This window comes from Xenorhabdus yunnanensis (assembly GCF_028598805.1).
GTDB classification, from domain to species: Bacteria; Pseudomonadota; Gammaproteobacteria; order Enterobacterales; family Enterobacteriaceae; genus Xenorhabdus; species Xenorhabdus yunnanensis.
Genome location: NZ_JAQRFI010000001.1, coordinates 36,259 through 60,508, shown reverse-complemented (window position 1 = coordinate 60,508; position 24,250 = coordinate 36,259). Strand labels below are relative to the sequence as shown.

Genomic DNA, 24,250 nt, shown 5'->3' with positions numbered 1-24,250 from the left:
TAAACCCTTTAGCTTAATAAGCTCTATAACAATCAGCACCTGTTAACAGGTGCTGATTCAATTTAATGTTTAATAATATAGAGGTCTTTTGTAGAAATATAATCCATGGGGCTTGCATAGAACCCGCCAACATGCGGTTTTACCATTCGATTACTGACATAACTATAAATCGGAATCACAGGAATATCATTGTTAAAAATATCCAGCGCCTTTTGGTAATAAACGATATCATTAGTTTCACCAGCTTTAATCACCATTTGGTCGAAAACACTATTTTCATAAAGCGGGATGTTATGGCTGCTTCCTGTCAGGAAAGTATCCAGAAAAGACATGGGACTATTGTAATCCGCTGTCCATGCGTATCTGACGACATCAAACTTGTTCTGGTGCATATTATCCAACATCACTTTCCACTCTTGGTTTTGTAAGTTGGCTTGCACTCCTAAGTTCTGTTTCCACATTGAAGTGACAGCAATAGCAACCTTTTTATGCAATTCTCTTGTGTTATAAAGTAGGTCAAATTTGAGTGGATTATTTTGATTAAAACCTGCTTCATTTAACAATTTTTTGGCTTCTTTAATCCTTTGTTCCTGTGTCCATGAGGCATATTTTGGTGGGTTTAATACAATTCCTCCAATATTAGGAGGAAGAATATTGTAAGCGGGAAGTTGCCCCATTCCCAATACCTTTTCAGCGATTACATCTCTGTCTATAGCTAAATTTAATGCCTTCCTGACTCTGACATCATTAAATGGCGGTTTTTTAGTATTGAAGACGTAATAGTAAGTACTGAGCATCGGATCAATATGAACTTGATCGCCCAATGTTTTCTTTAATGATGCAAAAGAGTCCAAGGGAATGGTCATGGTCATGTCAATTTCACCAGCAAGATAACGGTTTAAATCTGACTTTTCTGATGTAATAGCAAGATAAGTGACTTTATTAATTATCGTGTTTTTATCATCCCAATAATGGTGGTTCCTGACCCCAATAACATTTTCATTCACTTTCCATTCAGACAATTTAAACGCACCACTGCCTACAAAAGTATCTGGATGCGTCCATTGATCACCCTGTTTTTTGACCACTTTTTCACTGACAGGAACTAAAATCGGATGAGTTAGCATCTGCAAGAAATAAGCCACTGGCTTATCAAGTTTTACTTCCAATATGAGATCATCCAGTGCTTTAACACCAAGCTCCTCCGCTTTTTTCTTACCTAACAATACATCGTTTGCATTAATGACATGAGCCGTCCCAAGATAACTGCCATAAGGGGAACCCATTGTCGGATCAAGTAAACGCCGCCAGCTAAATACCACATCATGAGCGGTGATTGGTGAGCCATCAGACCATTTTGCCCCTTTTCTTAAATGAAAAATCCATGTTTGATTGTCATCGGTTTCCCAACGTTCTGCCAATCTCGGTTCGATATTGCCTTTTCTATCGGTATAGACCAAACCATCAAAAAAATCATGAATAATATTCAGTTCGACATTACTTTCTACTTTATGCACATCCAATGAGGCGGGGAAAGAGCCATTATTACGCACAATCTCTTGTTTCTCAGCCAATTGAGTGCCCGGTGGAACGACTGCGGCATGGGACAGTGCGATATTTGCTAATAGTATTCCCATTGAGCAAGTAAGGATCTGGGTGATCTTGTTTTTACGTATCCTCGCCATGATTTTTTTCATGTTTTACTCTCCATTAATTGCAGGTTTTATTATTACATTACGCTACCATATTTATTTAGATTATGATTTCAATTAACTTAATCAAGTAATAAGAGCCTGATTTAATCGGCTCTTATTATTGAATCTTTATTGTTTGATAATATAAAGATCTTTTGTTGGAATATTTCCCAATGAATCAATATGAACTCCACCAACATGAGGCTTAATTAATTTCACACGGACATAATAATAGACAGGAATAGCAGGAATCTCTTTATTGAGAATATCGATAGCCTGTTGGTAATCGGCTGGATCGTTAGCTTCATCTGCTTTTAAAACCCATTTATCAAATTCCTTATTTTGATATCTCATGTGGTTATTGGTATTTCCTGATGTGAAAATATCTAAAAAGCTGGTCGGGCTACTATAATCAGCATTCCACGCGTATCTCGTCAGCTCGAAATTGCCTTGGGTCATACTATCATTCTGTGTTTTAGTTTCCTGATTTTGTAAAATAACTTCTACACCGAGATACTTTTTCCATGCCGAGCTGGCAGCAATAGCAATTTTTTTATGACCATCAGAGGTGTTATATAGCAGGGTAAACTTAAGTGGATTCTTTTCATCAAAACCCGCTTCACTCAGTAATGCTTTGGCCTTTGCAACACGCTGTTCTTGTGTCCACGAAGCATATTCAGGATGTTTTAAATAAATACCCCCACTGCCCGGAGCCACCACGTCATAAGCGGGTTTTTGTCCATTGCCCAATACTTTGTCGGTGATAATGTTTCTATCCAATGCTAAAGTCAGCGCCTGTCTGACCCGAACATCATTAAACAACGGTTCTTGCATATTAAACAGATAATAATAAACACTCATTACGGGTTTGACATGCAATTGATCACCAAACTTTTTCTTAACCATTGGCAAGAATTCCGATGGCCCACCATTGGATATATCAATCTCTCCTGTCATATAACGGTTAAGGTCAGCTTTATAATCTGATAATGGCAGGTAAGTGACTTTATTAATTACGGTATTTTTATTGTTCCAATAATAGGGGTTTCTGACACCAACAATTTTTTCATTCACCACCCATTCAGAGAGTTTAAAAGGCCCATTACTGACAAAATTTTGGGGCAGAGTCCATTTACTACCATGTTTTTTGATAACCTTCTCACTAACAGGAGATACTGCGGGATGTGCCATCATATGCAGAAAACCCGCTTTTGGCCTTTCCAGTGTAATTTCTATCGTTGTATCATCCAGTGCTTTTACTCCCAGCTCTTCTGACTTTTTCTTGCCAGACAACACATCACGGGCATTCACAATCTTAGCTTGGATCAAGTAACTACCGTAAGGAGAAATGGTGTCGGGCGTAACCAGACGCCGGAAAGAAAAAACCACATCATGAGCTGTAATCGGTGCACCGTCAGACCATTTAATCCCTTTTCTTAAATAGAAGATCCATGTTTTATTATCTTTGGTTTCCCAGCGTTCAGCCAAAGCGGGGATAATATTCTCTTCTTTATCCGTATCAACCAAGCGTTCAAAAAAATCCTGCAAAATATCAAATTCACTACTACCCTCAGATTTATGTGGATCTAAAGAACCTGGCTCAGAGAAATTATTACGGGTAATTTCTTGCTTATCCGCCAATTGAATATTAGGAGGAACAACAGCAGCATAAGAGAGAGTAACACTTCCTAAAATCAGACTGATAAAATAGGTTAATATTCTGGCTATTTTATTTTTTATTATCCTTATCAAGATGTTCTGCATATTAGAGGTCTCCATAACTGTTTTTATTATTAAATAATCATTACATATATCACTATTACCTTATAGCCATTGCCTTATAACTATTGCCTTATAACTATTGCCTTATAACCATTACGGATATGAAAATTACTACATTCAGTTATATTTTCGAGTAATTAGAATTCGCTTTAAAATTAAAATGTGTTCCAATACATGTTCCAATAAAAAAGTGCAACGCATAATAATTAGCGTTGCCCTTCTAATCTGGATCAAACAACCACTACAATATCTTTGATCTACTTGTTTTATCTACCACAAGTTGCGCTATCTTTTACCGCTGTCACATTATTTTGCCCCGAGATCAATGATTCGATCTTGTTTCGGGTAATAGATCGGGAATTTTTCCGAGAAGTATTTCACTACCGCATCAATATCCGGCACGTTATATACTGGATCGGTTCCCTCTTTAAATACGGAGAAGTTACTTCCGCCTGTCGCCAGATATTCATTGGCCGCCACACGATATTTTGCTTTCAGATCGATTGGCTTCCCATTGATTTTGATTGAATTGACAATCACGCGATCACTCACTGGTTTGGTGCTGTCCCAAGAATATTGGAGACTATGGGATACCGCCAGTACCTGCGGACGTGAACGATCCCATTGCTGCTCCAGCAATTGTTTAATCTGCTCACCAGTCAGTGTCTTGGTCACCATCACATTGGAGAATGGCTGAACGGTATAAATCGCGTTATAAGTCACATCTCCCGCATCCATAGGCGCCCGGATACCGCCGCTGTTGACGAACGCGATCTGCGCTCCGCCATTTTCTTTAGCGGTTGTTGCGTATAAATGGGCATCCGCGATAACTTTACCCAATGCAGACTCCCCGCCAGCGCTGGTTTCCTTGGTCAGATTGCTTTCCAACTTGCCAATAACGCGATTCGCCAGTGGTGTGGCTATTTTTTCGTAGGATGACAGTAGTTCAGTGATTTTTGGATCTTTGCCATATTTACGGTTATCAACCCAGATATTTTTAGCCTTGAAGTCCACCACATCTTTGGTGGTTTTATCCAATTTCAGATCTAACTGAGTAAGCAGTGCTCCATTGGATTGAGCAGAAGTGACGGATTTACCATTAATCACGCAGTTATAAGCCTGATGGGTATGACCGCTGATCACAAAATCCACTTCTTTATCCAGATGATTGACGATCTCCAATACTTTGCCCGTCACATCATTACAGGCATTGACATCAATGCGCCCTCCATCACGTTTCTGTGCAGCACCTTCGTGGATCAAAACCCCTATTGCTTTCACCCCTTTTTTCTGCAATTCCGGCACTAAGGCGTTAATGGTTTTGACTTCATTGGAAAATGTCAGTCCTTCTGTGCCTTGCGGAGTCACAATAGCCGGGGTTCCTTCCAACGTCAGACCGATAAAGGCAACCGGAATACCATCAAATTCTTTGATGACATACTCAGGGAACAGCGTTTTCCCCGTTTCATTAACCGTAACGTTGGCAGACAGATATTGGAACTCCGCCCCTTTAAACGGTTTTGGCCCCTGACAACCTGTCACAGGATGGCAACCGCCATTTTGCTTGCGCAGCAATTCACTCTTACCTTTGTCGAATTCATGGTTGCCGACCGAAGTCGCTTCCAATCCAGCCAGAGATAGCGCTTCGATGCTCGGTTCATCATGGAACATGGAAGAAAGCAGTGGGCTGGCGCCAATCATATCACCTGCGGCAACGACGATATTATTCGGATTCTCTTGTTTCAACGCCTTGATCAAGGTTGCCATATGTTCAATGCCACCCGGCTGGTTAGGGCCGGGGGCTTTCAGTGCTCCATGAAAATCGTTCAGGCCCAGAACCCGCACATCCACGACATTTGCAGGATCATAAGCTGGCTTGGTTACACACCCTGCCAATAATGCAGCACCAATCGCAATCGGAATTAATTTATATTTATAATTCATTTTGTTATCTCTTAATGTTCAGGTTTCGGACAATCAATCACTTCAAAATTTTTGCTATAGCAGATAAATAATTTGCCTGCCCTTTTGCTATGCAGGAGAGCAGGCATTAATACAATTAAGTTCAGTAAGTTTTATTTCTTTTCTGTCAGATCAATTTGATAGATCGCAAAACCGATATCATCATTTTTCAAGTAATTCACTGGGTATTGGGCATGTTCTTTAATGAATTTCGCCGCTTTTTCTGATGGTGAAGTTTCGAAGCGAATATCTAACTTTTTATCTGTTTTGATTGGCAAGAATGACCAATTTTTCTCAGCCTGTGTGGATACTACGCCCTTCTCCTTGGTGATTCTGGAAATGTAAGAAGCCAGAATGGTGCGGTTTTCATCCGGTGACGCAAACGCGATGTGATCTTCTCCGGTTCCTGCGAATTTGCCGCCATAACCACGGTAATTATTGGTGGCGATCAGGAAAGTAGCTTTCGGGTCAATCGGCTTACCCTGATAGGTCACATCTTTGATGCGGTTCGCACCTTTATTGATAAGCTGGCAATCTGTGTCGTATTTTGCAGCTTGGGTTAAGTCTATCTTATAGTTAACTTCCGCGATGGTATCGAAGTTATAAGTGCGGAAACCATCCCAGTTCAGCAACTCTTGAGGTTTGGCGGAATCTGGATCGATTTGGTTAAACATGCCCGCAGAGCATTCCAGCCATTCAACCACATCCTTCCCGGTTGCCTTCACTACTACCAGTGTATTTGGATAGAGGTACAAATCAGCCGCGTTACGGAAAGTCAGATTACCTTTTTCCACTTCTACAAAGTCAGCCGGTGCATTTTTACGTCCGCCCGCTTTGAAAGGTGCGGCCGCCGCCAGAACAGGCAGTCCATCCAGATTTGGATCGCCTTGAACAAAACGTTTGGTGTAATCCACCTGCGCATCATTGACGATCTGCACGGTTGGGTCACTCTGGATCAGCGCCAGATAGCTATACATGTTGGCAGAGGCTTTACCGATGAATTTACCAACGAAATCGCGGGTTCCCTGATGATCTTTTGCGATGATGGAGGCCAGTTTACTATCACGTTCGACCAGTGCTTTTTTATGCACTTTGTCATAGATAGGGCGGGCTTCTGCTTTGGCTGATGCGACTTTCCACTCGCCACTGTCGTTATTGATCACCATATCAACAACGCCCAGATGATCGCCCCACTGTCCCGGCATTACAGCAGGAATTCCGTTAACTGTTCCATTGGCAACATTAACGCCCTTGATACCGGCATATTCCTTGCTTGGGAACACGCCGTGGGCATGACCAAACATGATGGCATTAATACCCGGAACTTTGCTCAGATAATAAACGGAGTTTTCTGCCATCGCTTTATAAGGTTCCTGAGAAAACCCTGAGTGCGGAATGGCAATAATCAGGTCTGCACCCTCTTTTTTCATTTGAGGGACGAATTTTTTCGCGGTTTCAGTGATGTCATTAACAACAACTTTGCCATCCAGATTTGCTTTGTCCCAAATGCTGATTTGCGGTGGAACAAAACCGATATAACCGACTTTAATGGTATGCTCTTTGCCTTCGCGATCTTTAACTGGGGTATTAACGATAATATAAGGTGTGAAATAATTTTTGCCGGTTTTGGCATCCATTATATTGGCGTTGATATAAGGGAATTTAGCACCGGCAATGGCCTGTTTCAGATAATCCAATCCGAAGTTGAATTCATGGTTCCCAAAGTTACCCACGGTATAGCCCATGGTGTTCATCAATTGGTGGGCTGGGTGAACGTCTTCTTTCTTCAACCCTTTTGCCGCCATGTAATCCGCCAGCGGGCTGCCTTGAATCAAGTCACCGTTATCTACCAAGATCGCATTGGTTGCTTCAGCTTTGGCTGCCTTGATTAAGTTCGCTGTACGAACTAACCCAAACTGCTCAGTGGATTTATCTTTAAAGTAATCGAAATCGATCAGATTGCTGTGAATATCTGAGGTTTCCATTACCCGTAAATCCACGGTTGCCGCGTTTACATTAAATGCCACCAACATTGCCAATGTTGACACTTTCAACACATTCTTCATCATGCTATGCCTCTTTATAGAATGATACGGGAGAATCCGGATCAGATTCTCCCTATGAAATTTGGCTTAAAAAGACAAACGTGCTCCTGTTCCCAGAATGGTTTGTTTTTTATTTTTGTAAGCCGGATTATCGCTACGGACATCATCGTATGCCGTTTCGACAAATAGGATCAGGTTATTGTACTTAGAAACCACAAAACGTTTATCTAAACCGACCGTGTAAGTCTGTTTTTTATAGTTGAATGTATTGGCATCCCCGTCACGCAGGTAATATCCTGCATACATGCCGCTTTCAATCTTATCCCAGTGCCATTTCATGCCCACGCCATATAAGTTTGCTTTCCAGTCTCCTTTGACAGATTTGCTCTGTAGGCTTGTACCTGCACCTTCCTTGTACACTAACCCTGAGTTTTTGGAACGTGCTATCCCATAATCCAAACCAATGGAGAATTCACGTCCAGGGAAATAATATTCCGCACCAAAAGCCAGCAAGCTATCTTGTGGAGAAGCCAGTCCAGCATTAACGGTACTTTCCCCTTTATTTTCAGTTCCTATCGTTACCGGTTTTTTCCTCTCTCCCGTTGCTTGAGAATAACCAGCACTGGCTTCCAGACCAAAGTCCGATTTATAGAAACCAACTATTGAATAAGCGTGACGAATATCACCATGATGGCGTTCGTTATCCGAACCTGATTTACCACTGTAAGTTGCTGCAAGGTTGAAACCTTTATAACTATTAGTTTGAACGAAAATAGTCTGAGGCAAGCGGGTAAGGAAGTTATTGTTACCAACACCCTTGCTGTCATAACCCGTTGCACGGCCCAGTACGTCGCTGAAATAAAACACTCCCGTGTTACCGTAGCCGTAACTGGATTTTTTCACCCAGTCGATGGGAATATAAGTGCGGCCAATTCGCATTTCGCCAATATCACGATGAGAGGCTCCGATATAACCAACTCGGTTATACATATCGAAGCTCGTTTTGACGTTATCGCTGTTAGTTCTTTGGGTATCAGAACCCCACTCCATTTTGCCAAATACGTGAATGTCTTTAGTCAGTTCATGACTGGCATTAACCCCGATGCGGCTACCGTCATCTTTAATTTGAATATCACGATCATCACTGGTCACTGTCGTTTTCATACGCACTTGACCAGTCAAATCTACCTTGCTTCCTTTATCGTTATATACTGTAACCGCATTGGCACTACCAGACATTACTAATAAACCAATTAAAGCAGCTAATGGTTTTATGCTTCTCATAAATAAGACACCCACAAAATATTAAATTTAATAGTTTGATTTTCTTTCAGGCAAAAGCTCGCTCTATCGCAGAACAAACTGCAATAAATTTAGGGCAATATATTTAAGACAATACATACCCGTCACGATTTTTTATCAAAAGAAAATCGCTCAAAAAATGACAAAATTGAATGCTATTTAAAATTATCTAATCTCTATTACATCTTCCCGTTGAGAGTTTAATAAACATCAATATGGAGTAAGTAATCAAAATGGAGTGTAACAATGTTTTGTTTTATTTTTAAGCAAGAACAGGGATTGGAGAATCAAATAAAACTCTCCTAAAAGCTTAAGTTCTCATTTATTACACATAATAATAATAACCTAAAAAAACAGTGTATTTCGTGAAGAAACCCACATTAACACAAATATATAGACAAATTATTGCAATACTATGTGATACATATCACATAATATCATCAATTATGGTTTCCATTTTGAAGACCAATTCATGAGAATATTAGAAATACTTTTATTTATCATTGCCTTGAAACAATTTCATTAGGTACATCTCTTTTCATCGGCACTTTTTATTTATTTAATATCTCGTATTTTTTATCGCCTAAGAGTTAATAAAATTAAAGTTATTCCTATTATTTTATTCATTAGAAAATAAATATATTTTTATTTATATTAAAATATTCATCATAAATATAATGAATGAGTTGATTTATTATTTCCATTATTACGGGTAACATGAAAATAGAATTAACTGATCAAGTTAAAAATTTCACTTAAGCCAACCTTTAATAAATCATCCCTTTTTAAGAATAAGAAAAATAAGGCAATCCCGAATAGAATTTACTTATTATGATTATTCATCTTTCAAGTTACAGTTTTTTAAATCCGGCAACGTTTGGTAAAGACAAGCGATATTGCCCATTCCACCACCAATTCTGCAAACTTACAGATTGTGCTGAACATCCGAGGCCTCTACACCGTCAATCCACAAATGATACGGGAGAACCCGAATCAGATTCTCCCTATAAAATTTTGCTTAAAAAGACAAACGTGCCCCCATTCCCAGAATGGATTCCTTTTTATTTTCGGCCTGAACATCACTATGGATAGAATCATATTTCGTTTCAACAAATAAGGTCAGTTTACTGTACTCAGAAGCCATTAAATTTTTATCTAAACCGACTATGTAAGTTTGCTCTTGATGTCTTATTCCTTGCTCGTTATTCGCATCACGCAGGTAATATCCTGCATACAAGCCGCTGTCCAATTCGTCCCAATACCATTTTACACCCACCCCGTATAGATTTTCTTTCCCTTTACCTATCAGTTTTGCCTGCGAACCTTCATCACTACCTTTCTGCACCTCCTCTCTTTTTGAATTTCGGGAACGTCTTTGCTGATAGTCCAAGCCAATGGAGAATTTACGACCGGGGAAATAATACTCCGTACTAATAGCCATTAGGTTATTTTGCGGAAAAGGCAGCCTGATATTTCCACCACCCAATTTTTTATCTTTTCCTTGCCCTGTTACTTGAGCATAACCCGCACTGGCTTCCAAACCAAAGTCTGATTTATAAAAACCGACGACTGAGTAAGCATCGTGAATATCTCCATGATGACGTTCGTTACCTGAGCTGAATTTATCACTGTAGGTTGCTGCGAGACTAAGACCTTTATAACTATCGGTCTGAGCAAAAATAGTCATAGTTTCAGGCAATTTGTCAAAAAGATTTATTGTCTTATGTTTTCTATGATTATCATCGAATTCATATACGTAGTTGAAATAAGACAGATCGTCGTTAAAATAATCGAATCTGGATTTGGGTTCCCATTTGATTGGCATATCAGTATGACCAATTCTCATTTCACCAATACCGCGATAATGAGCGCCGATATAACCTATTTGTTTATACACACCAATATCCGTATTACAATCGTAATTGTATGTTCTTTGAGTTTCAGAACCCCACTCCATTCTGCCAAACACTTGAATGTCGTTGGTCAATTCATGTCTGACATCAGCTCCAACGCTGCTCGCTCCTTGGCTATCAGCATCCCATAATACGTTACCGAATACTTGTATACCTTTGCTCAGTTTATGACTGGCATTAACTCCGATATAGTCATTTTGACCTAAAATTCTGCCCTTAGGATTATCGTTGGTTAGTTTCATTTCTATACCTAGTTGACCGGTCACATCCACCTTACTTCCTTTGTCGTTGTATACTGTAACCGCATTGACGCTGCCAGATATTACCGATAATCCAATTAAAATAACCAACGGTTTCATGATAGTTTTCATAAAAAAGCACCTATCAAATATCAAGTCTAATAATTAGATTTTCTTTCAGACAAAAGCTCTCTCTATCGCAGAATAATCGACAAAATATTTAGGGCAATAAATGCCCGTCACGACTTTTTCACCAAAGAAAATCGCACAAGAAAAAAGATGATAAACTTTAAATAATATTTAAAGTTATCTAATCTCTATTAGATTTTTACGTTACGCAGCTCATAAATAAAAACATATGAGGAAAACAATTAAAACTATGAGTATAAATTTTTATATTTACTTTCAAAAAATAGTTGAAACCGGATATCCCAACAATACGACACCAAGTGTCTAAAGTCCAGTTGATTGCCAAGCCAACAATAATATAAACAAGACGGTGTTTCCGCTAATAAAAAAGTAAATGAATTTAAAACAACACACTATATTTTATTGATTAATAATGAATATATTTTTATTAAAAAAATAAACAATTATTAATATGAAAAACACATTTATTTATTATCAACATTATTCCATACAACATAGAGTGATAATTAACTGATTAGGTTAAAAATATTGATTAATTAAACTTTTAATCAACCATTTCTATTTTTCCGGATAAGGAAAATAAGACAACCCCAAATAGAATTTATTTATCATGATTATTCATCTTTCAAGTTGCGGTTTTTTAGTAGCTTTCTTCACCGTGACACACAACTTGAAATTTTCTGGATAGATTAGATTGAAATGTATTCTAAATTATGCCGTTATCGTTGGCAGGAATACGGTTTATTGCTGAGGAGGCCATAACCAAGCCGCACCACGCACACCACTGGAATCACCATGCGCTGCTTTTCTGATTGGTGTCGCACACTCTCCACCAAAAACCCACTCTTTGACTAAATCCGGCAATGTTTGGTAAAGACGATCGACATTGCTCATTCCACCGCCGAGTACAATTACATCCGGGTCCAGTAAATTAATCACCTGCGCCAGTGCCCGCGCCAAACGCCTTTCATAGCGACACATTGCCAATTCGGCGAACTTATCTCCCTGCGCCAAAGCCTCTATGATTTCATAACCTTTTTTCTGAGTTCCGCTTAAACGGAAATAATCCGTCATAAATCCAGTGCCCGACACAAACGTCTCAGTACATCCCGGTTTGCCACAAAAACAGCGAACTTCATCCTGATATGCCCGATCTTCTTCATCCATCCACGGTAATGGATTATGTCCCCATTCTCCCGCCAATCCATTGCCACCGGCGTGAACCCGCCCCTCAAATGCAATCCCTGAACCACAACCCGTTCCAATGATAACGGCAAATACCATTGGCTTCCTTTCTCCTGCACCATCAGTGGCTTCTGATACCGCCAGACAATTTGCATCGTTGGCGATACGCACTTCACGCCCCAACAAAGCAGCTATATCCTTATCCAAGATTTGTCCATTCATCCAAACTGAGTTAGCATTTTTTACTTTTCCGGTAAAAGGCGAAATAGCGCCAGGAATGCCAATTCCCACAGTTCCTTGCTGCCCAGTTGCCTGTTCCGCATCGATAATCAGCCCAACAATGGCTTCCAGTGTTTTTTGATAGTTATTACGGGGCGTATCCACCCGTTTGCGAAATAACTCTTTCCCCTGATCACCTAATGCAATCACTTCAATCTTGGTTCCACCGAGATCAATTCCTATACGCATAACTTACCTTTCCTATTTAGCAGGACGACGCTTTTTATTATATGAAACTGAGGAAGTTATTATATGAAACTGATGAAGTTCTAGGGCTTCGTCACATGATTCGTTATTATGCACCCTTATATTTTAAGATAACTTTTGTCACGATGCGCAACAATATGGGGTAACCGCATGTTATGGTTCAAAAATTTAATGATTTACCGTCTAAACCGAGAAATTTCCCTTTCGGCGGATGAACTGGAAAAACAATTAAGCCCATTGGCATTCACCCCATGTGGTAGCCAAGATATGATGAAAACTGGCTGGATTTCTCCAATGGGTTCTCACGGTGAAGCATTAACCCATGCTTCCGGCAATCAAATCCTTATTTGCGCGCGCAAGGAAGAAAAAATGCTGCCTTCTCCTGTAATTAAGCAGGAATTACAGGCCAAAATAGCCCGTCTGGAAGGTGAACAGCACCGCAAACTGAAAAAAACTGAAAAAGACTCACTGAAAGATGAAGTGATCCACACTCTGCTGCCGAGAGCGTTCAGCCGTTTTAGCCAAACCTATATTTGGATCGATACCGTCAACCATTTGATCATCGTTGATGCTGCCAGCGCAAAACGTGCTGAAGATAATCTGGCACTACTGAGAAAAACATTGGGTTCCTTGCCCGTTGTTCCACTTACTTTCACTGACCCCATAGAGCTGACCTTAACCGAATGGGTACGTTCAGGTAATCTCCCTACAGGCTATGCTCTGATGGATGAAGCTGAGTTGAAAGCCATTCTGGAAGAAGGTGGAGTGATCCGCTGTAAGAAACAGGATTTGGTCTCAGACGAAATTGCGGCACATATTGAATCCGGTAAATATGTCACTAAGTTGGCTTTGGATTGGGAAGAACGCATTCAGTTTATGCTGTCAGATGATGGCGCTTTCAAACGTATCAAATTCAGCGAAACCTTACGTGAACAAAACGATGATATCGATCGTGAAGATGTTGCCCAACGATTTGACGCAGACTTTACCTTAATGACGGGTGAATTAAGTGCGCTGATCAAAAACACTATTGATGCACTGGGTGGTGAGGCAGAAAGGTAATATAAGACAGAAGGGAATAACTAACGAACTGCCTACAAAGATATATCCAGTGAGGCAGTTCGATAAAATAGCACCGTGCTATTTTCGCGGTGCTAATTTCAAGGCATTTACTTCAATTAGAATTGATAAACCAACCCGACACCAAATACATCGTCAGTGTTGAGCTTAGTATTTTTAGAGAAGTTATTATCTTTCAGCAAATTAAACTGATATTCAGCGTAAGTACGCATATTCTTATTAAAGTTATAGGAAGCACCGACAGCAACATATTTCACCAAATCTTCAGATCCCTTGTCTGTCAATATGCTCTTATCAGCTAAGTCCTTGCCCAAATCTTTACCTTTGGAATAAACAAAACCAACTGATGGGCGCAAGCCAGAATCAAACTGATACTGAGCCGTTAGTTCAATGTTTTGAGTTTTATTGGCAAACATAGTGTGTTTGTCCACAGAACTACCAAATCTGGTCAGGTTGCTAGCTTCACCATACATGGCCGCCAGATACACATTATTTTTGTCATACTTGGCAGAGACGATCCATGCTTCCGCTTTATTCCCTTTAGCCAGAACTTTAGCTTCCTCAGTACCCAGTTTCTGTGCCGAAGTGCGGTTAGAATTACCGTATGCAGCACCAACACTGAAACCATTACCAAAATCATAGGAACTAGAAAGACCAAAACCGTCACCGTTTTGTCTTGCGATATCACTGCGGCTATTTCTGGTGCTACCATCATTTTTAGCTTGATACTGCAAGGCAAAATTCAAGCCATTCACCAAACCAAAAAAGTCAGTATTACGATACGTTAATAACCCTGTTGAACGCCCCATCAAGAAGTTATCAGTTGCTGCCATGGAATCACCACCAAATACTGGCAGTGCATCCGTCCATGAGTTGGCATCATAGACGATTCCCATATTACGGCCGTAATCCAGCGAACCATATTCACCGTACTTAACGCCAGCAAAGGCGTAACGTGTTCTGGTATTTTTACCGCTCTCCACTTCTGTTCCATTGGCACCCATATTGAATTCCCAGCGCCCGAAACCAGTCAGTTTATCCGTAACTTGGGTTGAACCTCTAATACCTATACGACCAACAGAGCCGTCACCAGCCTCGCTACTTGATTTAGAGAATGTTCTCTGGACATCGGCCTTTCCGTATAAATCGATTTTATTACCATCTTTATTATAAATCTCGGCGGCATTTACAGCCCCTGCCATGAGAAGTACCGGAATTGCCATTGCTATTGTGTTGCGTTTTATCATTATCGTGATCCTCATTGGTCTTGTTATTATTTCGCCACTGCCAAGAAATCCATATCCCAAGAAATGTTTTTTCTGGAATAAAGAATCAGGTGAGCGGAATGTTTTACACACTTTCGTTACTTAAATGTTAAATTTGTAACAAACAATGACGATACTAAGGTCTAATAAAACCTTTTGCTAACAAAAATTAGCAAAAAATGCCATCCTGTGAAGAGAGTCACATCATAGGCATAAATCCCATAACCAAACAGCATTAATTATGACAATAACTTATTTAAAACAGTAAGTTATAAATAATAAATAAATTGATAAAAAATGAGTTTTTCCATAGCAGAGAACTGCTTGATTATTTTGAATCTGTATTTTTCACGAATATTTATAATAGGTTACGTGATAGTCATTGTTCGATACTGTTGACAAGCACCTAAGAGTTCTGTATTTGGTGAAATGTGATTTATTTCTTCCATTTAAACTTAAATCAGTATGTTCTGTTTATTAATGGGATCACGCCAGTGCGGTACAAATATTCACAACTTATAAGGTGCTAAAATGGCAGAAAATCATTCACGTCCACGAGGCCGGCCCACAATTCCAGAGCAAGAAATACGCCAAAAAATTCACGAAGTCACCTTACTACTTCTTATTAATCAAGGTTATAACAAAACGACCATGGATGTGGTTGCCAAAAAAACGGGTATTGCCAAAAAAACTCTCTACCGTTTTGTCAAAAATCGAGAAGATTTACTCGAACAGATTGTTACGCGTTGGAAAGATAGTTCTATTCCTGCCTTTGAGAAAGAGGCCAATAATTACCAGAAATTCATAAAATTATTGAAAATATATTTAACTGAACTGGCAGAGAAATCATTATCTATGGAAGCCGTAGGGTTATTTAGATTATTACAGTCTGAGTTCCCTTATCGTGAAGCACTATTGGATAAATATCAAAAAAGTAGTATCGAAAGAAGCAGAAATATTTTGGCCCATTGGCTTGAACGCCAATATCAACAAGGATTACTGAAAAAAATGGATTTTAATATCACCAGTGAACTCATAATCTCAATGGCCATTGCAGAGCCGCTAAGACAAATGGCACTGGGACTGCTTCCGCCACTACCAGAAACAGACATTACACCTCGCATTAACGCAGCAGTGACTTTGCTTAAGCATGGGATTGTCGAGAAATAGCCATTTTGATTAACTAGTTACTTACTGGCTATCTCAGTTTCACAAAAATATAATCGGCGCTGAAACAGCTATTTCATCAGCGCCCTTTCTAATCAAAAAACTCACGTTATAAAAAATTTCTTACTGATTCATAAAAATAAGATACGAGAAGAAATACCATGAAATTTACCTTTCGCCCTCTATTATTAGCTGCTGCCTTAAGTTGTAGTTTTTCATCCATTGCAGATTCTGCCAATCACCTGCCTCTTATGCCGTGGCCACAGCAAGTTTCAGTGCAACCGGGGCGCCTTTATCATATTGACCGGAAATTAAATATCACCGTCACGGGGGATGATATGCAAGATGCGATATCCCACTGGCGAAAACGCATTGAAGCGCAAACTGGCTGGATATTACCATCGCCCGAAGCTGCTGTTTCCCCTGTCTCGACGATCAGAATTAATATTGCCAGAAAAGTAGCACCGATTCCCCAGCCCAACAGCGATGAAAGTTATCAGTTGGTCATTACCCCCAACGGTGCCACATTGAAAGCGGTGACTCGCTTTGGCGCCATGCGTGGCATGGAAACCTTACTACAGTTACTCCAAAATGATGCCAAGGGGACTTATTTTCCACTGGTCAATATCAGCGATAATCCACGATTTTCATGGCGCGGTGTCATGCTTGATTCAGCTCGCCATTTCCTGCCCGTTGAGGCGATAAAACGCCAACTGGATGGTATGGCGGCTGCCAAGATGAATGTCTTTCACTGGCACTTGACTGATGATCAAGGCTGGCGCTTTGCTTCTGAGCATTACCCCAAACTGCAACAACTTGCCAGCGACGGACAGTTTTACAGCAAGGAGCAAATGAGGGATGTCGTTGCCTATGCGAGTAGTTTGGGTATCCGTGTTGTACCTGAAATTGATTTACCGGGTCATGCCTCCGCCATTGCCGTTGCTTACCCTGAACTGATCAGCGCACGTGAAACTTACCCAATGCAGCGTACATGGGGAGTTCATAAACCAACACTTGATCCGAGCAATCCTCAAGTGCATCAATTTGCCGATACCTTGATTGAGGAAGTCGCTGAAATTTTCCCTGATCCCTATATTCACATTGGTGGTGACGAAGTCGATGCTTCCCAGTGGCTGGCTTCCAAAAAAATACAGGTATTTATGCAGGAAAAAGGTTTGAAAGATACACATGCCCTGCACGCTTGGTTCAATCAGGAACTGGAAAAACTGCTTGAAAAGCATGGGCGCAAAATAGTGGGTTGGGATGAGATCTACCATCCTTCATTGCCTCGCTCAATCGTCATTCAATCATGGCAAGGGCAGGATTCATTGGGCAAAACGGCCAACGATGGCTATCAAGGGATTTTGTCCACGGGATTTTACCTCGATCAACCCCAAAGTACCGCCTATCACTATCGCAATGAAGTATTACCACAACCACTCAATATCGATGGCAACGTGAAAGCGGATGAGACAATACAAAGCTGGTCGTTTACGATGCCACGTTTAAAGGGCAGTCCCGTGACGGGCAGTTTTACCCTGATTCAAGACAACAAAGGTAATTCGCGTGGTTTTATTGATTTCGCAGGAAAATCACGTCGCGCCGTTGATAAGATTGTTTGGCAAGGAGATACAGTCAGGTTTACGGTGGATAGCTGGATGGGAGAAACCACGCCTGTTGTGACGCTCGATCAGAAACAGAAAACGGCGGGCGGTTATATTTTACTGGGCAATGTACGCTATCCGATCACAGGAGAAAAACTGGCAGTAACTCCCATTGGCAAGCAACCTGTCGTGCCAGCGAGCGATCATCAACAAAATATTCTTGGGGCTGAAGCCGCGTTATGGTCAGAGAATGTCACCGCAGAAATGCTGGATATTAAACTCTGGCCACGCACCTTTGCCATCGCTGAACGGCTCTGGTCTGCCAAAGATTTGACAAACGAGAAGCACATGTATCAGCGTCTGCAAGCCATGGATGCGTGGACAACGGTATCTGTCGGCTTACAGCAGCAGGCCAATAGCCAGCGCTTGATGACCCGTCTGGCAAACAGTACGAATATTGAGCCATTGCAGATTTTAGCTGAAGCTGTGGAACCGGCCCAATATTACTCCCGCCATCATGCCAAATTTCAAGCCGGTAATTACCATCAATATGAACCGCTTTACCGTTTTGCCGACGCGATAGGGCCAGAAAGTCATGTTGTCAGGGAAATGGAGACTTTAGTTAACCGATTATTGAAGAATAAACGGGATTGGCAAGCGGAACAGGTATTACGTGCCCGGCTGATACGCTGGCGGGATAATCATGATTCCCTGATAAAAATCGTCAATGCGAACTATATGATGCGTGACCTTGTGCCCGTTGCCAATGATGTTGGTGAAATTGCTGAACTTGGTTTAGTCATGCTGGATCACCTCAAAGCCGGAAGAACCTTTTCTCCACAACAACGGCTAGATGCTCAGAAGCTACTGTCACGGGGAGCGCAAATGCGTGATGAAGTGGTGATACGAGCAATATATCCGTTGGAACGGATGTTTGATTATTTGAATAACCCAGCTGATTAAAAATCAAAGTATTTCATCATAATAAAGCGGTGAATAATAAGGCTGAGAGTATTCTTCTCAGCCTTGTCATTACTAATATATTTATTTCAGCATATTATATTGCGATGCCAAATTATCCAAGAAATTTAATTGGTCGTTTATCAGAACCGTTATATTGGCCTGATTAATTTCCTTGCCTGATAATTTGTGTAATTGATTGGCGAATGCACTCCACGCTTGATCCAGTTTAACCGCCTCGGAAAGCATAGTGGCGCGTTCTGTGTCGATTTGCATCACATCTTTTAAACCAGAAAGCCGCTGTTCAGTTTCCCGTAATGTGGTTTTCAGCACATCAGTTTCTTGTATCAACTGATCAATTTGATCACTGAGTTTCATTCTGGCATTTGCCAAATCGATATATTTTAACCCTTCAGAAACTTTACTTAATATTTTTCTGGCGATCTCCGCACCTTGTTTAATTGCCTGTTTTATGGCTTCTTTTTTAGGTTGTGTCAGATCCAAACTATCGATGTCACTGGCGCTTGGGATAAAATCCTTAAACATGTCTGCGATATTATTTGCGCGAATGACATCTTGACTTTCGATAATTTTATCCCGTTCTGCATCCAACTTATTTCTTTTTTCTGCTTTCTTTTCGATATCACTCTGTAATTCTACTTTTCGTGCTTCCGTTTGCACTAAAATATCGTTCAAACGTTCTGCAATCACGATATTACGAATATCTCTAATTTTGCCAGTTAGTTGACTGGTTCTGTTACTGAAATTAACAATCACATGATCGATATCTTTCGATAATTTCAGGATCAATTGCTCGCGTTCTTCCAGTAAAGCGTTGCGATCATCATCGCCTAGATCGGAGCCTGCCAAAGCTTCATCAATCTGGCTGATAGTTTCGAAAGTACTTCCGGCAGTGAGTTGGCTTAATATTGGTGTTAATTGTGATAGAGAATCGCGTATCATTTCATTGAGGTCGCGGCTATAAATACTAACCTGTTTGGCTTTTTCACCAATAACCTCAATACCTGATGTTTGTCGTTGTGCCAAAAGCCAAATATTATTTACCGCATGATTCAAATCTTTAATATTGATTTCTGGATACTGGATTTCTTGTTGTGAGATAATATTTTCAGACATTTTAATATTCCTTTTTATTTTATAAATTATTATAAGCAGATGTTAGCTATAGAGCTTTCTATATTCTGCCAATGCCTCATCGAAAGTTTTTACTAATTGTGCAGCAGAACCTTGTACTTCTTTCCAAGGACTAATAACTTGCTTAAACGTTGCCACAAAAGAGGTCAGTTTCAATGCATTATTAATCTCAGCAAACTTATCTTTTGAAGTCGTAATTTGCGTTAACATTGTGCTCCACATGAAATCCAAGTGATTTAGGGCAACTTCTGCATCCAGCATACATGTATGAATGCTATAAAAATTCAGGGATAAATCTTGAATAGATTTTTGTAATGCACTTTTATCTTTCACTTGATCTTGTAATCCTTTGACTTCACCAATCAATTCATTTTTTCGTTTACGGGCTTTTTCTGCTTTGTCACCAAAAATACCGCCGGTAATCGCCCAACCAATAATTCCTCCTGCCATGCCAGTAAATGCCAGGCTAACGTATTTATCATAGTCTTTTTTAAGTTGTTCTATCTCTTTATTCTTCTCATCAATTTTGTCTTGTAGTTCTTTGATAGTAGAAGAAAGATGATTGTCATCCATCAATTTTTTCTTACTATTGACTTGGGGCTGTAACCCTTGCGCAATATTTCCATCTGATAATGTCCCACCAATCAGTGTAATTTTAAAATCGGTTACCGAATTTTTAACTCGCAGGGTATTCTCCTGCTGTTTTATAATATCTTTTTTCATGCTTTCAAGAATATTACCCAATTCGACAGCGATTTCTTTATCATCATTGGTATAAGTTATTTTAGCTAATTGTTCATCAGTTAAATCGCCTAACTTTGTCTTGACGCGTTCAATAATCGGCATTTGGTCAATAACGCTGATTATTTCCCCTCCCGTTTCTGTAATTTGTCTGCCCGAATTTTCCAAGTCGATACTTTGCTGTTGAACTTTACTTTCCACATCACTCCAGCTAAGCACATGATCGTGAATGCCTTTAAATAAGGTGGTAATATCGACGGGTTTCAAACCATCGATATCAATATCATTGTAACCGATATATTCCTTTACTCCCTGCGAAGTAATAGGAAGTTCCAAACCATGTTTAACATATAATTTGATACTAATGAGATCTTGTTTAGTAAAGATACCCCCAGAACGGGCGGCTCCTTCTACCTGACTGGTTAATATTTTTAAGGTAACCGTGGGAACTTCTGATACGTTTATTTTATTTTCTGCCAAAGATTGATTTAATCTCATATTGTTCTCCATTAGTGTTATCAACTTAATTCACATTAATTAAACTTTGTATTTTTCCATCTGAAAACCATTTTATTTTAAAATAATTTAAAAATGCGCAATTACATTAAACCTAATGAAAAAAGTGACATTTTCATCCAATTATTTATTTTAATGTAGCTTATTTTCTTTGTTTGTTTTTATTAAGCAAGAGTTTTAATAAAATCAAAATATTATTCATTTACTATTTAATTAACTAAAATAATAAGTTTAATAAGCCATTATCAATATTTATTGACAGCGTATCATATAATGTATTTTAACTATTTATGGAAAGTTAAGTCAGAAGATATCGCCATCAGAAAATAAAATAGCAGAAGAATAGAACAAGCTAAAGACAAATATAATGATATGGATACAAATAAATATAGAAAAAACAATCTGGCCTTTACTTTTTTTAATACACAAGCACGATTTGTAATTCACAATAATAAACAAAAAAAAATAATGCCATTATAAATGACATTATCCTAAAAAATTTATATTCCGGTGAAACATCACTACTGGTATCTATATTTAATTAAAATATCGCGAAACTTTTCAAAATCGGTGATTTTATCAAGCATACCGCTGACATCATCACGATTAAAGATATCTAACAATGCATCATAACTCTCTGCAAAACATGTTCTGTCTACCCGATTTATCGCGATCAAAAACACCACATGGACTCGTTCATCTTTTCCCCAGCGGATGCCTTTAGGGCTTATTATTACAGCGATACAAGTCTTCACTGCATCCATCTTTATCGAGTGAGGTAACGCTAAAACACCAAATGCCGTCGATGATGCATTCTCGCGTTCATATACATAGTTGATGAAATCGGTTTCAACATATCCCCTTGTGAACATCTTATGACAAACGATTTCAAGTAGTTCATCCCGATTGCGAAAATCGGGATTAAACAGAAAAAGCTCAGGATCAAAGAATAAATCCACATTTCGCTTTAGCGTTGCCCATTTCCGATTTGCATTAACGGTGTCAATTTTATCAATCAGCTCAGAGCGTTTATCCCTCAAGTGGAAGGGAGAGATATAAACTGTTTCATAGCAACGTTCCAGAGGAAAATTTATTGTAGTAATCAATAATTCAAACTCTATACCTTCCAATTCAGAAGGTTGGGAAATTACCTTAATAATATTGATTTCATCACCAAAATCACGCAATAACTGATGATATATTTTATTTTCAATTCCCCGATAACCCGGACACAGAAGCACAGTCCCAACTTTAGTGATATTTCTTTTCTGTCGCTCAAATTCCGCCCCGACATGTAATGCAATAAAAGAAATTTCATCTTCATTCAATTTATTGCTGAAAAATCTATTTAATTGCAAGGAAATAAAGATAGCCACATCAAAGATAATCCTACATTCCTTTTTGATTATGTCCAACATTGGGTTTCTAGTATAAATATTGTGTTTCAGCCTTGTTTGCAACCCCGATAAATGTAAAGCCAGTAAAGAAATAAAATCATCGGAATTTAAGTTGATCAAATAATGTTCTTGCACAGATTCAGCAATCTGCTGAGTGAATTGATAAAGTTCAGTGCCGACTAAATCAATAAATTCATTGTCTGTTCTATTAAAGTTAGTGTTGGTTTTCAAAAAAAGGTAGCAAGATCTTCTTTCATTTTCGGGAAAACATATTCCAAAACAGAGTTGAAATTTGTCACATAATTCATCCGAGATTAATTTTAGGTCGCTATTTTCTATATGTAATATCTGATTGTCCAGATGCCTACTCTTTTTCAGTCGCTCAATAAGTATCAGGAAATGTAAAACAAGGTTGATATATGAAAGATCACTAAGATATAGCTCCGATCTATCAAAGACACTTTTAATTATTTCAACGACGTCTTTAACCTGATTACTTTCAAATGTTTTTTCTAATACTTTTAAATCTATGAAACGATAATTTGTTTGTTCAAAGATTGAGTAAGAAACTAATTTCCTTAAATCATGCTCAGCACCCAATATTTCAACGTGACTGTTTTTACATAAAAACTTTACGTTAAAGCGTTGAAATGATGTGTTCATTTTATATATCAATGCCTTTAATGTAGAGTCACTTATGCACAAATCATTACTGAGATCATAAATATTACTGCTTCTCTTAAATAATAAGATCGATTTTATAATAAAGTGTGCTCTATCTTGATATGTTTTAGGAAAACTGTTTTTCTGAGAATGTAACTGTTTTACTATATTTCTTGACAATAAATTATGTGATAAGAAATATCCCTGCCGACTGGAGATAACAATTTTTTGTTCATGCTCTCCATTAATCTCTACGACATAATTTTTTATCGTTCTTATTGATACCTGTAAGATTTTGGATAATTTCAATGCTGATACGGGAGTGTTTTTAGTGAATAGATAATCTAATAATTCTTTCTGTTTAGTCCTTAGCATAACAACACCTATGAAATCAAAAAACAACCAATTTATGTTACTGCTAATATTTTTATTTAAAAATAAAAACTTGCCCTCTATGAGTGCAAATAGATATTTGCACATGAAGTGAAAATGATAGAAAGTATGATCTTCATCCAAAAATAAAAATCCATCATTAACAAAATGAATTAATACAACACATTAATAAAACACATCAACAAAATAAAAAGAGGACCACATGAAGAAAATATTTATTATGCTATGTTGCGGTGCCGGAATTTCCAGTGGAATGCTGGCGACCAGAACTCGAAATGCGGCAAAAAACAAGGAACTCCCTGTCACTGTTGAAGCCAGAAGTGAAAGTGAAGTTGCAGAGTATTTTTCTGTTATCGATATTCTATTCCTTGGGCCACACTATGCTTCACAGCAAAAAGAATTTCAGAAACATGCCGAACGTTATCATATTCCTGTCATTGTTGTACCACAAGAAATATATGGAAGATTAGATGGTGAAGCATTACTTGAATTAGCCATAAATACAATTACTCATCCCCCCATTAAAAACTAACTTAATCACCTAAATTAAC

The 24,250-nt window shown here is 39.0% G+C and carries 15 protein-coding genes; 4 read left to right on the top strand and 11 right to left on the bottom strand.

All coding sequences use genetic code 11. The features are described 5' to 3' along the window. Positions 1-62: 62 nt before the first annotated feature. The 7 genes from PSI23_RS00245 to mak form a co-directional block, all read right to left on the bottom strand. Complete coding sequence (locus PSI23_RS00245) at positions 63-1,697, bottom strand: ABC transporter substrate-binding protein (RefSeq protein ID WP_273553174.1); 1,635 nt, start codon at positions 1,695-1,697, stop codon at positions 63-65. A 126-nt stretch (positions 1,698-1,823) separates the two neighbouring features. Next, a complete protein-coding gene (locus tag PSI23_RS00240) occupies positions 1,824-3,458 on the bottom strand; it encodes an ABC transporter substrate-binding protein (RefSeq protein WP_273553173.1) in 1,635 nt (544 codons plus the stop codon). A 324-nt stretch (positions 3,459-3,782) separates the two neighbouring features. Next, complete coding sequence (locus PSI23_RS00235) at positions 3,783-5,420, bottom strand: bifunctional metallophosphatase/5'-nucleotidase (RefSeq protein WP_273553172.1); 1,638 nt, start codon at positions 5,418-5,420, stop codon at positions 3,783-3,785. Between the two features lie 131 nt (positions 5,421-5,551). Continuing rightward, positions 5,552-7,507, bottom strand: coding sequence for a bifunctional 2',3'-cyclic-nucleotide 2'-phosphodiesterase/3'-nucleotidase (locus PSI23_RS00230; RefSeq protein ID WP_273553171.1), 1,956 nt, complete (start codon positions 7,505-7,507; stop codon positions 5,552-5,554). Between the two features lie 63 nt (positions 7,508-7,570). After that, positions 7,571-8,782, bottom strand: coding sequence for a porin (locus PSI23_RS00225; RefSeq protein ID WP_373567241.1), 1,212 nt, complete (start codon positions 8,780-8,782; stop codon positions 7,571-7,573). A 1,021-nt stretch (positions 8,783-9,803) separates the two neighbouring features. Further along, complete coding sequence (locus PSI23_RS00220; RefSeq protein ID WP_273553169.1) at positions 9,804-11,069, bottom strand: porin; 1,266 nt, start codon at positions 11,067-11,069, stop codon at positions 9,804-9,806. Between the two features lie 759 nt (positions 11,070-11,828). Further along, entirely contained in the window at positions 11,829-12,740 is a 912-nt protein-coding gene (gene mak, locus PSI23_RS00215; RefSeq protein ID WP_273553168.1) for a fructokinase, read from the bottom strand. Between the two features lie 168 nt (positions 12,741-12,908). Between mak and rdgC the strand changes: the two genes are divergently transcribed. Then, complete coding sequence (gene rdgC, locus PSI23_RS00210) at positions 12,909-13,820, top strand: recombination-associated protein RdgC (protein WP_273553167.1); 912 nt, start codon at positions 12,909-12,911, stop codon at positions 13,818-13,820. A 116-nt stretch (positions 13,821-13,936) separates the two neighbouring features. Here the strand turns inward: rdgC and PSI23_RS00205 are convergent, their stop codons facing one another. Next, the gene (locus PSI23_RS00205; RefSeq protein ID WP_273553166.1) at positions 13,937-15,085 is read right to left on the bottom strand and encodes a porin; all 1,149 of its coding nucleotides are present in this window, start codon (positions 15,083-15,085) and stop codon (positions 13,937-13,939) included. Positions 15,086-15,634: 549 nt separating this feature from the next. Here PSI23_RS00205 and PSI23_RS00200 point away from each other — a divergent pair. Together PSI23_RS00200 and PSI23_RS00195 are read left to right on the top strand one after the other, a co-directional pair. Then, entirely contained in the window at positions 15,635-16,273 is a 639-nt protein-coding gene (locus PSI23_RS00200) for a TetR/AcrR family transcriptional regulator (RefSeq protein ID WP_273553165.1), read from the top strand. A 158-nt stretch (positions 16,274-16,431) separates the two neighbouring features. Continuing rightward, the gene (locus PSI23_RS00195) at positions 16,432-18,837 is read left to right on the top strand and encodes a beta-N-acetylhexosaminidase (protein WP_273553164.1); all 2,406 of its coding nucleotides are present in this window, start codon (positions 16,432-16,434) and stop codon (positions 18,835-18,837) included. Between the two features lie 81 nt (positions 18,838-18,918). Here the strand turns inward: PSI23_RS00195 and PSI23_RS00190 are convergent, their stop codons facing one another. The 3 genes from PSI23_RS00190 to PSI23_RS00180 form a co-directional block, all read right to left on the bottom strand. Next, positions 18,919-19,971, bottom strand: coding sequence for an alpha-xenorhabdolysin family binary toxin subunit B (locus PSI23_RS00190; RefSeq protein ID WP_273553163.1), 1,053 nt, complete (start codon positions 19,969-19,971; stop codon positions 18,919-18,921). Positions 19,972-20,013: 42 nt separating this feature from the next. After that, positions 20,014-21,228 carry an alpha-xenorhabdolysin family binary toxin subunit A gene (locus PSI23_RS00185; RefSeq protein WP_273553162.1) on the bottom strand — a complete coding sequence of 405 codons (1,215 nt, stop codon included), beginning with the start codon at positions 21,226-21,228 and terminating at the stop codon, positions 20,014-20,016. 539 nt (positions 21,229-21,767) lie between these two features. Then, complete coding sequence (locus PSI23_RS00180; RefSeq protein WP_273553161.1) at positions 21,768-23,681, bottom strand: BglG family transcription antiterminator; 1,914 nt, start codon at positions 23,679-23,681, stop codon at positions 21,768-21,770. Between the two features lie 220 nt (positions 23,682-23,901). Between PSI23_RS00180 and PSI23_RS00175 the strand changes: the two genes are divergently transcribed. Beyond that, on the top strand, positions 23,902-24,231 hold the full coding sequence (locus PSI23_RS00175; protein ID WP_273553160.1) for a PTS sugar transporter subunit IIB: 330 nt from the start codon (positions 23,902-23,904) through the stop codon (positions 24,229-24,231). The last annotated feature ends 19 nt before the right edge of the window (positions 24,232-24,250 follow it).